At 72.5% G+C, this 14,331-nt stretch carries 12 protein-coding genes; 11 read left to right on the top strand and 1 reads right to left on the bottom strand.

Annotated features, from left to right (window positions below; translation table 11 throughout):
- Nucleotides 1–1,368 (bottom strand): diaminopimelate decarboxylase, encoded by a 1,368-nt coding sequence (locus Q5762_RS23120; RefSeq protein WP_315894119.1) that lies wholly within the window; start codon nt 1,366–1,368, stop codon nt 1–3.
- A gap of 104 nt (nt 1,369–1,472) precedes the next feature.
- Between Q5762_RS23120 and hutU the strand changes: the two genes are divergently transcribed.
- From hutU to Q5762_RS23175, 11 genes are all read left to right on the top strand, one after another.
- On the top strand, nt 1,473–3,167 hold the full coding sequence (gene hutU / locus Q5762_RS23125; RefSeq protein ID WP_315894120.1) for a urocanate hydratase: 1,695 nt from the start codon (nt 1,473–1,475) through the stop codon (nt 3,165–3,167).
- Nucleotides 3,168–3,184: 17 nt separating this feature from the next.
- On the top strand, nt 3,185–4,375 hold the full coding sequence (locus Q5762_RS23130; RefSeq protein ID WP_315894180.1) for an allantoate amidohydrolase: 1,191 nt from the start codon (nt 3,185–3,187) through the stop codon (nt 4,373–4,375).
- On the top strand, nt 4,366–5,703 hold the full coding sequence (locus tag Q5762_RS23135; RefSeq protein WP_315894121.1) for a formimidoylglutamate deiminase: 1,338 nt from the start codon (nt 4,366–4,368) through the stop codon (nt 5,701–5,703). Before Q5762_RS23130 ends, Q5762_RS23135 begins: the two co-directional genes overlap by 10 nt.
- A gap of 161 nt (nt 5,704–5,864) precedes the next feature.
- Entirely contained in the window at nt 5,865–7,037 is a 1,173-nt protein-coding gene (hutI, locus tag Q5762_RS23140; protein ID WP_315894122.1) for an imidazolonepropionase, read from the top strand.
- Nucleotides 7,038–7,271: 234 nt separating this feature from the next.
- On the top strand, nt 7,272–7,793 hold the full coding sequence (locus Q5762_RS23145) for a toxin-antitoxin system HicB family antitoxin (protein WP_315894123.1): 522 nt from the start codon (nt 7,272–7,274) through the stop codon (nt 7,791–7,793).
- Between the two features lie 85 nt (nt 7,794–7,878).
- Complete coding sequence (locus Q5762_RS23150) at nt 7,879–8,721, top strand: DUF4097 family beta strand repeat-containing protein (RefSeq protein WP_315894124.1); 843 nt, start codon at nt 7,879–7,881, stop codon at nt 8,719–8,721.
- Between the two features lie 152 nt (nt 8,722–8,873).
- Nucleotides 8,874–9,899, top strand: a complete 1,026-nt coding sequence (locus tag Q5762_RS23155) for an ATP-binding cassette domain-containing protein (RefSeq protein WP_315894125.1) — start codon at nt 8,874–8,876, stop codon at nt 9,897–9,899.
- Nucleotides 9,896–10,687, top strand: a complete 792-nt coding sequence (locus Q5762_RS23160; protein WP_315894126.1) for an ABC transporter permease — start codon at nt 9,896–9,898, stop codon at nt 10,685–10,687. Before Q5762_RS23155 ends, Q5762_RS23160 begins: the two co-directional genes overlap by 4 nt.
- Nucleotides 10,688–11,011: 324 nt before the next feature.
- Nucleotides 11,012–12,085: a GNAT family N-acetyltransferase gene (locus tag Q5762_RS23165; RefSeq protein WP_315894181.1), complete on the top strand. Its 1,074-nt coding sequence runs from the start codon at nt 11,012–11,014 to the stop codon at nt 12,083–12,085.
- A 25-nt stretch (nt 12,086–12,110) separates the two neighbouring features.
- Complete coding sequence (locus Q5762_RS23170; protein ID WP_315894127.1) at nt 12,111–13,469, top strand: glycosyltransferase; 1,359 nt, start codon at nt 12,111–12,113, stop codon at nt 13,467–13,469.
- Nucleotides 13,466–14,272 carry a polysaccharide deacetylase family protein gene (locus Q5762_RS23175; protein ID WP_315894128.1) on the top strand — a complete coding sequence of 269 codons (807 nt, stop codon included), beginning with the start codon at nt 13,466–13,468 and terminating at the stop codon, nt 14,270–14,272. Before Q5762_RS23170 ends, Q5762_RS23175 begins: the two co-directional genes overlap by 4 nt.
- Nucleotides 14,273–14,331: the final 59 nt, after the last annotated feature.

A 14,331-nucleotide genomic window follows, 5' to 3' on the forward strand; every position in this document is an offset into this window, starting at 1 on the left:
TCATGGCTCCACGGAACCACCGGGACGTCGGTCCAGCAACGCGTCGGCGTGCTCCCCGCCCGCCTCCGCGACGATCTCGGCCAGGCTCTGCGCCCGCCGTACGGTCGAGAAGGAGACCCCGCCCTCGTCGTCCGTGACGGTGAAGCCGTGGACGGCGGGCCGGGGCAGGCTGTTGTACGCGTAGGGGTGGGCGAAGTAGTACGCGCCGGTGTCCGGCACCGCGACGATGTCGTCCGCGCGCAGCAGCGGCAGCGGGCGGGCGGTGGCCAGCAGGTCCCCGGCGAAGCAGGCGGGCCCTGCCACGTCCTGGACGACCTCCTCGCCGGTGCGCGGCCGGCCGTCGGAGTCGTACGCGAGGACGCGCAGCGGCCAGGAGACCGGGTCGTAGACGGTACGGGTGGCCACCTGCACGCCCGCGTGGGTGACGGCGACCGGGCGGCCCCCGGCGGTCTTGGTGTACTCGACGCGGGCCAGGACCGTGCCGTGCTTGGCGAGCAGCGAGCGGCCGAACTCGGTGACGAGGCCGTACCGCCCGTCGAGGAGCCCGGGGACGGTCTCGGCGAGCAGCCCGGCGTACCCCGCGTAGGTCGGGGTCTCCTCGTCGGAAGTGAAGTTCACCGGTAGTCCGCCGCCGATGTCGAGCGTGTCGATCTGCTGCCGCCCCGCCTTGGCGTTGATCTCCTCGGCGAGCTCGTAGGCGGTGGCCACGCCCTCGGCCATCAGGGCGAGCGGGATGCCCTGGGAGCCGGTGTGGGTGTGCAGCCGGGTCAGCCAGGGCCGGTCGAGGTACGCCCGTACGACCGCGTCCCGCGCGCCCTCGTCCCGGATGGCGACCCCGAACTTGGAGGTCGCGGTCGCCGTCGACAGCGCCCCGATCGAACCGGCCCCGATCTGCGGGTTCACCCGGATGCCGAGCGGCGAGGCGGTCGGCGCGGAGGCGACGAGAGCGTCGAGCCGGGCCAGCTCCTGGAGGTTGTCGGCGTTGACGGCGATCCCGAGCGCGAGGGCCTGGCGCAGGTCGGCGGGGGTCTTGGCGGGCGAGTCGAGGACGGTACGGGACGGGGGGAGGCCGGCCGCGCGGGCGAGGGCCAGCTCGCCGGGGCTCGCGACCTCGACTCCGAGCCCGCACGCGTCGAGCAGGCTCAGAACGGGCACGAGCGGGCAGGCCTTGACGGCGAAGGCGTGCAGGACGGGGGCGTCGGTGACGGCGGCGAAGGCGGCGACGAGGGCGGCGGCGGAGGCGCGGATGCCGTCGGTGTCGATGAGGGCGACGATCTGCCGGTCGGGGTCGGCGGGGGAGAGGAGACCCTGCTCGACGACGGCTCGGACGGCCCGATCGCGACGGGCGCCGGCGTGGTGGGAAGCCATGGAGCAATGGGACCACCAGGAGCCGTGCCGCCGCAGCTGTTGACTACAAGTATTCAGCAGTCCAGGATGTGAATATCTGATCCACATTCGGAGGAGGCTGCACCATGTCAGGACCCCGCCCCGTACGGGCCCCGCGCGGTACGGAACTGAGCGCCCTGGGATGGCAGCAGGAGGCCGCCCTCCGGATGCTGCAGAACAACCTGGACCCCGAGGTCGCCGAGCACCCCGACAAGCTCGTCGTCTACGGCGGCACCGGCAAGGCCGCCCGGGACTGGCGCTCCTTCGACGCGATGGTGCGCACGCTGCGGACCCTGAAGCAGGACGAGACGATGCTCGTCCAGTCCGGCCGCCCGGTCGGCGTCATGCAGACCCACGAGTGGGCCCCGCGCGTCCTGATCGCCAACTCCAACCTGGTCGGCGACTGGGCGAACTGGGAGGAGTTCCGGCGGCTTGAGGCCCTCGGTCTCACCATGTACGGCCAGATGACGGCCGGTTCGTGGATCTACATCGGCACCCAGGGCATCCTGCAGGGCACGTACGAGACGTTCTCCGCGGTCGCCGCGAAGAAGTTCAACGGCACGCTGGCGGGCACCATCACCCTCACCGCCGGGCTCGGCGGCATGGGCGGCGCCCAGCCGCTCGCCGTGACGATGAACGACGGCGTCGCGATCTGTATCGACGTCGACCCGCGGGCGATCGAGCGCCGCATCGAGCACCGCTACCTGGACGTGAAGGCCGACAACCTGGCCCACGCGCTCCAGCTGGCCGTCGAGGCCCGGGACGCCCGCCGTCCGCTCTCCATCGGCCTGCTCGGCAACGCCGCGGAACTGCTGCCGCAGATGCTGGCCGAGGGCGCCCCGATCGACATCGTGACCGACCAGACCTCGGCCCACGACCCGTTGGCGTACCTGCCGATCGGCGTCGACTTCGACGACATGGCCACGTACGCGGCCAAGGACCCGGCGGGCTTCACCGTGCGGGCCCGCGAGTCGATGGCCAAGCACGTCGAGGCCATGGTCGGCTTCATGGACGCGGGCGCCGAGGTCTTCGACTACGGAAACTCGATCCGCGGCGAGGCCCAACTGGCGGGCTACGACCGCGCGTTCGCCTTCCCCGGCTTCGTACCGGCCTACATCCGGCCGCTGTTCTGCGAGGGCAAGGGCCCGTTCCGCTGGGCCGCCCTCTCTGGCGAGGCGTCGGACATCCACAAGACGGACAAGGCCATCCTCGACCTCTTCCCGGAGGCTGCGTCCATTCAAAACGCGTCCCTCCACCGCTGGATCAAGATGGCCGGCGAGCGCGTCCACTTCCAGGGCCTCCCGGCGCGCATCTGCTGGCTCGGCCAGGGCGAGCGCGACAAGGCGGGCGACATGTTCAACGACATGGTCGGCAACGGCACCCTCGCCGCGCCCCTCGCGATCGGCCGCGACCACCTCGACTGCGGCTCGGTGGCCTCCCCGTACCGTGAGACCGAGGCCATGCTCGACGGCTCCGACGCCATCGCCGACTGGCCGCTGCTCAACGCCATGGTCAACGTCGCCTCCGGCGCCTCCTGGGTCTCGATCCACCACGGCGGCGGCGTCGGCATGGGCCGCTCCATCCACGCGGGCCAGGTCTCCGTGGCGGACGGCACGAAGCTGGCGGGCGAGAAGATCCGCCGCGTCCTGACGAACGACCCGGGCATGGGCGTCATCCGGCACGTCGACGCGGGCTACGACATCGCGGAGCGGGTGGCGGACGAGAAGGGCGTACGGGTCCCGATGCGCGAAGACGGCAGTGCGGACGGTGCCTCCGCGTGAGCGAGACCTTCCACGCCATGTGGCGGTCGCTGCGGCCCATCGGCCGCAGCGCCGCCTCGGGCGGCTACCGCCGCTACGCCTGGACCGGTGCCGACGCCGACTGCCGGCTCTGGTTCCGGATGCAGGCCGAGGCGCGCCGGCTGAACTACGAGGTCGACCGCAACGGCAACCAGTGGGCCTGGCTCGGCGACCCGGCGGCCGGCGACGCGGTCGTCACCGGCTCGCACCTGGACTCGGTGCCGGACGGCGGCGCCTTCGACGGCCCGCTCGGCGTGGTCTCGGCGTTCGCGGCCCTGGACGAACTCCGGCGCAGGGGAGTGGAGTTCGCCAGGCCGTTCGCGATCACCAACTTCGGTGACGAGGAGGGTGCCCGCTTCGGCCTGGCCTGCGTCGGCTCCCGCCTGACGGCCGGCCGGCTGACGAAGGAGCAGGCGTACGAGCTCCGCGACGCCGACGGGATCACGCTCCCGCAGGCGATGGAGGCCGCCGGTCACGACCCCGAGGCCATCGGCCCGGACCCGGAGCGGCTGGCCCGGATCGGCGCGTTCGTGGAGCTGCACGTCGAGCAGGGCCGCGCCCTGGACCTGTCCGGGGACTCCGTCGGCATCGCGTCCGCGATCTGGCCGCACGGCCGCTGGCGGTACGACTTCGCCGGCGAGGCCAACCACGCCGGCACCACCCGCCTGGTCGACCGCCGTGACCCGATGCTCACGTACGCGGAGACGGTCCTCGCCGCGCGGCGTGAGGCCGAACTCGCGGGCGCGGTCGCCACGTTCGGCAAGATCGCGGTCGAGCCGAACGGCGTCAACGCGATCCCGTCGCTGGTGCGCGGCTGGCTCGACGCGCGGGCGGCGGACCAGCAGTCGCTGGACGCGGTGACGGCGGGCGTGGAGACGGCGGCCCGCGACTACGCGACCCGCCACGGCATCGACCTCACGGTCGTACGGGAGTCCTTCACTCCGGTGGTCGAGTTCGCGCACGCGCTGCGGGACGAGCTGGCGTCGGTGCTGGGGGAGAAGACCCCGGTGCTGGGCACGGGAGCGGGCCACGACGCGGGTATTTTGTCCGAATCGATCCCGACCGCCATGCTGTTCGTACGGAACCCCACGGGCGTCTCGCACTCCCCGGCCGAGTTCGCGGCCGAGGACGACTGCGTGGCGGGGGTCATCGCACTCGCCGACGTACTGGAAGGGCTGGCGTGCAGGTGACGACGTACTGGCTGGAACACGCCTGGCTCGACACGAACGTGGAGCCGGGCGTGGCGGTGGAGGCGGGCGAGGGCCGCGTAACGGCGGTACGTACGGGACTGGAATCGCCGCCTCCGGGCGCGGTCGTCCTCCGAGGCCTGACGATCCCGGGCCTGGCGAACGCGCACTCGCACGCCTTCCACCGTGCGCTTCGCGGGACGGTCCAGGTCGGCTCGGGCACGTTCTGGACGTGGCGGGAGGTCATGTACCAGGTGGCGTCCCGGCTGACCCCGGAGACCTACCACGCCCTCGCGCGGGCGGTGTACGCGGAGATGGCCCTGGCCGGCATCACGGCGGTGGGCGAGTTCCACTACCTCCACCACGCGCCGGGCGGTACGCGGTACGCCGACCCGAACGCGATGGGCGAGGCCCTGATCCAGGCGGCGGCCGACGCGGGCATCCGGATCACGCTCCTGGACACGGCGTACCTGTCGTCGGGCTTCGGCGCGGCGCCGGACCGGCATCAGCTGCGCTTCTCGGACGGCACGGCGGAGGCCTGGGCGGACCGGGTCTCGTCGCTCAAGGAGCGCGAGGGCGTACGGATCGGGGCGGCGATCCACTCGGTCCGGGCGGTCCCGGCGGACCAGCTGTCGACGGTGGCGGGCTGGGCGCAGTCGCGGGCGGTACCCCTCCATGTCCACCTCTCGGAGCAGACGGCCGAGAACGACGCGTGCCTGGCGGCGCACGGCAGGACGCCGACGCAGCTGCTGGCGGACCACGGTGTCCTCGGCGAGCGGACGACGGGCGTCCACAACACCCACCTGACGGCGGAGGACGTGTCGTTGCTGGGCTCGTCGACGACGGGCACGTGCATGTGCCCGACGACGGAACGGGACCTGGCGGACGGCATCGGCCCGGCGGTGGCGCTCCAGCGGGCGGGCTCGCCGCTGTCGCTGGGCAGCGACAGCCACGCGGTGATCGACCTCCTGGAGGAGGCCCGGGCGATGGAGCTGAACGAACGCCTCCGCTCCCGCACGCGCGGCCACTGGACGGCCGCCGCGCTGCTGCGCGCCGCGACCGCCGACGGCCACGCGGCCCTCGGCTGGACCGAGGCGGGCACGCTGGAACCGGGCGCACTCGCCGACTTCACGACGATCGCGCTGGACTCGGTCAGGACGGCGGGTCCGCTGCCGCGCCTGGCCGCCGAGACGGCGGTCTTCGCGGCATCGGCCGCGGACGTACACCACGTGGTGGTGGGAGGCCGCGTGATCGTCCAAGACGGCACCCACACGACGATCCCCGACGTGCCGGGAGCCCTGACGGAGGCGATGGCGACGCTCCGAGAGTGAACGAGTCGCCTGGCTGTGGCCGCCAGTACCGCAGGGCGGTACGGAGGGCACAACCCGAGGCGGCGGGGTTGTGGGCAATCGTTCCGCAGGGCGGAACGGGTGGGCACAACCGGACCACCGGCCCGCACCTGAACCTCAAGCCCCGCACGGAGAGCGCACCCATGACGACCACGCTCATCACGAACATCGGCAGCCTCGTCACGAACGACCCGACGCTGGGCGACCGCACGCCCCTGGGCCTGATCCAGGACGCGGCGGTCGTCGTCGAGAACGACAGGATCGGCTGGGCGGGCCCGGCAGCGCAGGCCCCCGACGCCGACCGCCGCATCGACGCCGCCGGCCGCGCCGTGATCCCCGGCTTCGTCGACTCCCACTCGCACCTCGTCTTCGCGGGCGACCGCACGGCGGAGTTCAACGCGCGGATGTCCGGCCAGGCGTACAAGGCGGGCGGAATCCGCACGACGGTGGCGGCGACGCGAGCGGCGAGCGACGAGGAGCTCGCGGCGAACGTGGGGCGCTACATGGCGGAAGCGCTGCGCCAGGGCACGACAACGTTCGAGACGAAGTCGGGCTACGGCCTGACGGTCGAGGACGAGGCGCGGGCGCTGCGGATCGCGGCCGAGCACACGGACGAGGTCACGTACCTGGGCGCCCACATCGTGTCGCCGGACTACGCGGACGACCCGGCCGCGTACGTGGACCTGGTGACGGGCGAGATGCTCGACGCCTGTGCGCCGTACGCCCGTTGGGTGGACGTCTTCTGCGAGAAGGGCGCGTTCGACGGGGACCAGGCGCGGGCGATCCTGACGGCGGGCAAGGCGAAGGGCCTGCACCCGAGGGTGCACGCGAACCAGCTGAGCTACGGCCCGGGTGTCCAGCTGGCGGTGGAACTGGACGCGGCAAGCGCGGACCACTGCACGCACCTGACGGACGAGGACGTGGACGCCCTGGCTTCGGGCAACACGGTGGCGACGCTCCTCCCGGGCGCGGAGTTCTCCACGAGGGCCGAGTGGCCGAACGCGCGCCGACTCCTGGACGCGGGCGTGACGGTGGCCCTGTCGACGGACTGCAACCCGGGCTCGTCGTTCACGTCGTCAGTCCCGTTCTGCATCGCGCTGGCGGTACGGGACATGGGAATGACCCCCGACGAGGCGCTGTGGTCGTCAACGGCAGGCGGCGCGAAGGCCCTCCGCCGCACGGACGTGGGCCACCTCGCCCCGGGCGCGACGGCAAACCTCACGTTCCTGGACGCCCCCTCCCACGTCCACCTGGCCTACCGCCCGGGCGTCCCGCTGGTGACGGAGGTCTGGCGCCGGGGAGTGCGGGCGGTCTGACCGCCCTGCCTGACCGATGGCGCCCTATGACCCCGGGTGGCACTTCTTGGTGCCATTCGGTGCCATGGGGCGCCATTCTTGTGCCCGTCGTGAGCCGGGACGCGCGTGGTGTCACCCATTTCCGAGGCCGCGTCTTCGTGTTTTCGCAGGTCAGGGCAGTCGAGCGCCTAGTGGGTCCACGCGCGGCGCCAACTGCGCTTGCGCGTGACGCCATCGTGGTGCCATGATGGCGTCATGGACCTCACGCCGTATGTCGACAACCTCCGCCGCGAACTCGCGGTGGCCGCCGAAGCCGGCGGCCAAGATGCCCGCGAGCTGGCCGAGCGGCTTACCGCTCCTCTGGAGTCGGCGAGCCGGCTGACCATGCTCAACGTGCTCTCCGCCGCGATGGACGAGATCACCCGTGAACTCGCCCCCGGCTCGGTCGACGTACGGCTGCGCGGTCTCGACCCCGACTTCGTGGTGACACCGCCGCCCAGCGCCGGTGCCGTCGCCGCGGAGCCGGCGATGCCCGTCGAACCGTTCAGGACCCCTGTTGCCCCGGCCGAGGGTGACGAGGGCGGCACCGCCCGCGTCAACCTGCGACTGCCGGCCCATCTCAAGGCGCGCGCCGAGGAGGCTGCGAGCCGTGAGGGCCTGTCGGTCAACGCGTGGTTGGTGCGGGCCGTGTCGGCCGCGGTCGACGGCGGCAACCGGCCGCGTACGACCGAGAAGACCCAGACCTTCGGACAGAGCTTCACCGGCTGGGTGCGCTAGCCGCGCCCGCGCCCGCAACCCCACTTCACCCACACCACGTCCCACCAGCGGGGACGCCCTGAAGACCCAAGAGGACGGGACAGCCATGCCTTCTTTCGACACTCCCGAACCGATCTCGGTGTCCGCCTTCCTTTACGCCGGTTCCCTCCGGTTCACCGCGGGCGACCGCCCCGACACCGTCGTCGAGGTGCGCCCCCGTGCCCCGAAGAAGGACCTGGACGTACGGGCGGCCGAACAGACCGAGGTCACCTTCGCGGGCGGCCTTCTGACCGTCACCACGCCCAAGGCCAATCTGCTCGGGCGCGGCGGTACCGTCGACGTGACGGTGGAACTGCCCACGGGCTCGAACCTCGACGTGACCGGCACCGGGGCCGGTGTGCTCGGCGAAGGCCGGTTCGGCGAGGTCCGCGTGAAGACCTCCGCCGGCGACGTCCGCCTCGACACCACCGGTCCGCTGACGCTGAACGTGTCGCACGGCGCGATCACGGTGGACCGGGTCGAAGGCATGGCCGAGATCACCACCAGTACCGGCAACATGCGCGTCGGCATCGTCGACGGCCCCGCCGTCCTCAAGAACTCGCACGGCTCCACGACCGTCGGCGCAGTGCTCGGCGAGCTGCGGGTGAGCGGTGCCCACGGCGGCATCGACATCGCCCGCGCCGAGGGCTCGGTCACCGGCACCTCGACCCATGGCCACCTCCGCGTCGCCGAAGTCGCCCGTGGCAACGTCCAGTTGGAGACCTCCAACGGCTCCATCGAGGTCGGCGTACGTGAGGGCACCGCCGCCTGGCTCGACGTCACCTCCCAGCGCGGGCAGGTGCGCAACACGCTCGCCGCGTCCGAGGGCCCGGAGCAGACCGAGGACACCGTCAAGGTCCGCGCACGGACCAACTGGGGCAACATCGACGTCCTCCGCGCCAGGCCCTGACGTCGCCAGGCCCTGACCGCGCCAGGCCCTGACCGCGCCCGGCCCTGACCTCGCCGGGCGCCGCCGCCCAGTAACGCCAGCGTCAACTCGCCCACATCCTCGCCCACTTCAGCCTTCGAATGGAGGGCCCCATGCCTTCTTCTGTCATGCTCATGCCCGTTTCTGATCGGCAAGGGTCGTCACCCGCCGCCGTCTCCGCCGTAGGTCTGCGTAAGTCGTACGGCGAGAAGACCGTGCTCGACGGGATCGACCTGTGGATCCCGGCCGGCTCCGTGTTCGCGCTGCTCGGCCCGAACGGCGCCGGCAAGACCACCGCGGTGAAGATCCTCTCCACCCTCATCTCCGCCGACGGCGGGCAGGCCCAGGTCGCCGGTCATGACCTCGGTGCCGATGCGCAGGCGGTGCGGGCCGCGATCGGTGTCACCGGTCAGTTCTCCGCCGTGGACGGGCTGATCACGGGTGAGGAGAACATGCTCCTGATGGCGGATCTGCACCACCTGTCCAAGCGGGAGGGGAGGCGGGTCGCCGCCGAACTCCTTGAGCGATTCGACCTGGTCGAGGCCGCGAAGAAGCCCGCGTCGACCTACTCCGGCGGTATGAAGCGCCGCCTCGACATCGCGATGACCCTGGTCGGGAACCCGCGGATCATCTTCCTCGACGAGCCGACCACCGGCCTCGACCCGCGCTCGCGGCACAACATGTGGCGGATCATCCGCGAGCTGGTCGCCGACGGCGTGACCGTCTTCCTCACCACCCAGTACCTGGAGGAGGCCGATGAACTCGCCCACCGGATCGCGGTGCTGAACGACGGCAAGATCGCCGCCGAGGGCACCGCCGACGAGCTGAAGCGGATGATCCCGGGCGGGCACGTCCGGCTCCGGTTCGCCGATCCGGCGGCGTACCGCTCGGCCGCCTCCGCCGTGCGCGAGGCGACCCGGGACGACGAGGCACTCGCGCTGCAGATCGCCAGTGACGGCAGTCAGCGCGAACTGCGCGCCGTACTCGACCTGTTGGACTCGGCCGGCATCGAGGCCGACGAGCTCACCGTGCACACCCCCGACCTCGACGACGTGTTCTTCGCCCTGACCGGCGGCTCCGCCCTTCCGCACCAGCCCAACGAATCCAGCCAGCCCAACCAGCCCAGCCAGGCCAACCAGTCCAAGGAGTCTGTCCGATGAGCGCTCTCTCCCTCGCCGCACGTGACTCGTCCACGATGCTGCGCCGCAACCTCCTGCACGCCCGGCGCTACCCGTCGATGACGCTGAACCTGCTGCTCACGCCGATCGTCCTGCTGCTGCTGTTCGTCTACCTCTTCGGCGACGTGATGAGCGCGGGCATGGGCGGAGGCGCCGCCGACCGCTCCGAGTACATCGCGTACATCGTCCCGGGCATCCTGCTGATGACCATCGGCGGCACCCTGGTCGGCACCGCGGTGTCGGTCTCGAACGACATGACCGAGGGCATCATGGCCCGCTTCCGCACGATGGCGATCCACCGCGGTTCGGTGCTCATCGGACACGTCATCGGCAGTGTGCTGCAGGCGGTCGTCAGCGTGGTGCTTGTCGGTGCCGTCGGTGTGGCCATCGGCTTCCGCTCCAAGGACGCCACGGTCCTGGAGTGGATCGCGGCCTTCGGACTGCTCGCGCTGTTCGCCCTGGCGTTCACCTGGATCGCGGTCGGGATGGGCATGGTCAGCCCGAACGCCGAGGCCGCCAGCAACAACGCGCTGCCGCTGATCTTCCTGCCGCTCATCTCCAGCGCCTTCGTCCCGGTCGGGACGATGCCGGGGTGGTTCCAGCCGATCGCCGAGTACCAGCCCTTCACGCCGGCCATCGAGACGCTGCGCGGGCTGCTGCTCGGCACCGAGATCGGCAACAACTGGTGGATCACCATCGTCTGGTGCGTGGGCCTGGCGGTCCTCGGCTACCGCTGGTCGAAGCGGGTGTTCGACCGCGACGCGAAGTGACGGCGCGGGCTGCCTCCTGCGGCGGCCCGTCCCGACCAGGGCCCGTCCCGGCCGAGGGCGGCGCACACCGACACCACGTCGGCCGTGCGCCGCCCTTCGGCCATGCCCCATTGGTCCCTTGATCACCACGAATTCCCCTCAGTCACAAAAGGTCGAGTAGCCCTGTCCCGGAGGGTTTTCGACCGGTACCGTCCTGTAGCGGCAGGACTCAGGGGGAAAGACCGGGGGGTCGGAGAGTTGAGCGCTGTCCGTAAGAGGGCTGCCCAGGGGCAGTCCGTACAGTCCGTGCAGTCCGTACGATCCACACAGTCCGTACAGGTCGTGATGCCGGGGGAGCTGACCGCTCGCGAGGTCGATGCGTGGCGGGAGCTGAGGGGGAAGTCCGGAGCACCTGAAAACCCCTTCATGGGGCCCGAGTTCGCCCAGGCCGTCGCCGCCGTGCGGCACCGCGTGCGGGTGGCCGTGTGGTGGGAGGACGGGGAGCCCGTCGGGTTCTTCCCGTACGAGAAAGGGCCGTTCGGGCACGGTCGGGCCGTCGGGCTCGGGGTGTCGGACTGCCAGGGCGCCGTCATGCGGCCCGGGCTCGCGCCCTCGCCCCGCGCGCTGCTGCGCCTCTGCGGGCTCTCCACCTGGGAGTTCGACAACCTGGAGGACGGACAGACCGCCTTCCGGGGCGCGGCCGCCGAGCCTTTCGCCTCGCCCGTCATCGACGTCGGTGAGGGCTACGCCGCGTACGAGCACGTCCTGCGCGCCCAGTCGCCCAAGTTCCTCAAGACGACGCTGGCGAAGGAACGCCGGCTCGGGCGACAGGTCGGGCCCACGCGTTTCGTCTTCGACGAGCGTGATCCCGCCGCGCTGCGGACGCTCATGGAGTGGAAGTCCGCCCAGTACCGCAGGACCGGCCGGCGCGACCGCTTCGCCAAGGAGTGGATCAGCACCCTCGTACGGCACCTCCACGAGCTCCGCGAACCCGGCTGCTCCGGAGTCCTGTCCGTCCTGTACGCCGGTGACCGGCCCGTCGCCGCCCACTTCGGGCTGCGCTCCCGGACCGTCCTCTCCTGCTGGTTCCCGTCCTACGACCCCGAGTTCGCGAAGTACTCGCCGGGGCTCGTCCTCCATCTGCGGATGGCGGAGGCGGCCGCGGCCGCCGGGATCGGGATGCTCGACCTCGGGCGGGGCGCCGCCGAGTACAAGGACGCGCTGAAGACCGGCGAACTGACCGTCCACGAAGGCGCGGTGACCCGGCCCGGGCTGGGCGCCGGACTCCACTGGCTCGCGCACGAGCCCTCCCGGCGCGCCCACAGCTACGTACGCAACCGGCCCGCGCTCGCCGCGCGCGGCCGCCGCACCCTCAACCGGCTCGCCCGCCTGCGCGGCGCGGCGGCCGGCCAGGCCTGAGCCGACGACAGCGGGGGAACGCCACATGCGCCCACCACACGCCCGCCCGGACACCGACGACGACACCGACGCCGATGTCGACCTCGGTCCCGACGCCGGTCCCGACCCCGACCGCGACACCCGTCCCGGCTCCCCGTACCCCGCCGTCCTCTCCGTCGTCGACCTCGACCTCGGCTCGCCCGACGGGCCCGTTCTCTCCCTCCGGCCCGCCCCCGGCGGGCCGCCGCCGGGGCCCGGTGGCGTCTACGCCCTCGTGCGGCTCCGGGGCCGCCCCGCCGCCACCGTCCTCGGGCACGTCCGGGAAGGCGACGACCCCGCCGAGGTGCTCGCCCGCCTCGCCCGGGGGCGGCTGGCCGAGACGGAGCCCGAGCCCGAGCCGCGCCTCGTTCCGCCCCGCGCCTGCGTCGTCGTCGCCAGCCGCGAGCGCGCCGACCAGCTCGCCCGCGCCCTGGACTCCCTCCTCGACCAGGACCATCCCGACTACGAGATCCTCGTCGTCGACAACGCGCCCCTCACCCGCGCGACCGAGGAGCTGGTCACCGGGAAGTACGGCGACCGCGTCCGGTACGTCCGCGAGGACACCCCCGGGCTCGCCGTCGCCCACAACACCGGGCTCGCCCACGCCCGTGCCGAGGTCGTCGCCTTCACGGACGACGACGTCGTCACCGACCCGCACTGGCTGACCGCCCTCACCACACCCTTCGCCGCCGACCCGCGGCTCGGCTGCGTCACCGGCCTCATCCTGCCCGCCCGGCTGCGCACCCCCGCCCAGATCCTGCTCGAATCACACGGCGGCTTCGCCAAGGGCTTCGCGCCCCGGCTCTACGACCCGGTGCGCCCGCCCGCCGACGAACCCCTCTTCCCGTTCACCGCCGGCAGCTTCGGCTCCGGCGCCAACATGGCCTTCCGGACCCGCGCGCTCAAGGCGGCGGGCGGCTTCGACCCGGCCACCGGTACCGGGACCGCCGCCCGGGGCGGGGACGACCTCTACGCCTTCGTCGCCGTCCTCTCCGCCGGGTTCCGGCTCCGCTACACCGCCGACGCGCTCGTCTGGCACCACCACCGCGAGCGCTGGCAGGACCTCCGTAACCAGGCCTTCGGCTACGGCGCCGGGCTCACCGCGTACCTCACCGCCACCCTCGTCCGCCGTCCCGCCCTGCTGCCCGCGCTCCTCGCCCGGCTGCCGCGCGGACTCGCGCACGCCAGGATCATGACCGCCCACCGCGGCCCCGAGCAGCACGGTGTCCCCGGCGCACACGGCGCGCACACCCATCCCTGGCCTCGCAGCCTCTCCCGACTGGAGCGACGCGGCATGCTCTACGGACCCATCGGCTACGCCAAGGCCCGCGCCAACGCCCGTCGCCGGATGCGGGGTTCGAGATGAGCGCACCCGCCCACACCCGTATCCCGGTCCTTCTCTACCACGCCGTGTCCGACGACCCGCCCGCCTGGATCGCCGAATTCACCGTCACGGCCAAGGAGTTCGAGGCGCAGCTCGACGCCGTCGTCGCCAGCGGACGGACCCCCGTCACCGTCGGCGTCCTCGCCGACCACCTCGCGGGGCGCGCCCCGCTGCCGCCCCGGCCCGTCGTCCTCACCTTCGACGACGGCTTCGCCGACCTGCCGGGGCCGACGGCCGAGGCGCTGGCCTCCCGCCGGCTGCCCGCCACCGCCTACCTGACCACCGGTGCGATCACCCGCGGCCGGGCCTGCCTGCTGCCGCCCGCGCCGATGATGGCCCTCGGCCAGGCGCCGCTCCTGGAGCAGTACGGGATGGAGGTCGGCGCCCACACCGCCACCCACCCCCAGCTCGACACGCTGCCGCCGTCGGAGCTGCGGCGCGAGCTGCGCGAGCCGAAGGCCGTCCTGGAGGACGTCCTCGGCCACGAGGTCCGGCACCTGGCCTACCCGCACGGGTACAACAGCCCGGCCGTCCGCCGGGCCGTCGCCGCCGCGGGGTACGCCTCGGCCGTCGCCGTCCGGCACGCGCTCAGCTCCGAGACCGACGAGCGGTACCGGATCGCCCGGCTCATCGTGCGCCGTACCCACACGGTGGCGGACGTCGCGCACTGGATGGACGGCCGGGGCGCGAAGGCGGCGCCGTATCCGGACTCGCTGCCGACGGTGGGCTGGCGGCTCTACCGCAGGTCCCGTGCGCATGTCAGAGGACCGGAGTTCGCGGGCTGACGCGGGGTGCGGCGCCGCGTGGAGTTGATGGGTGACGACAGTTCGAGGGGGAGTGCCAC

Origin of the sequence: Streptomyces sp. P9(2023), assembly GCF_032436795.1 — a bacterium.
GTDB lineage: Bacteria > Actinomycetota > Actinomycetes > Streptomycetales > Streptomycetaceae > Streptomyces.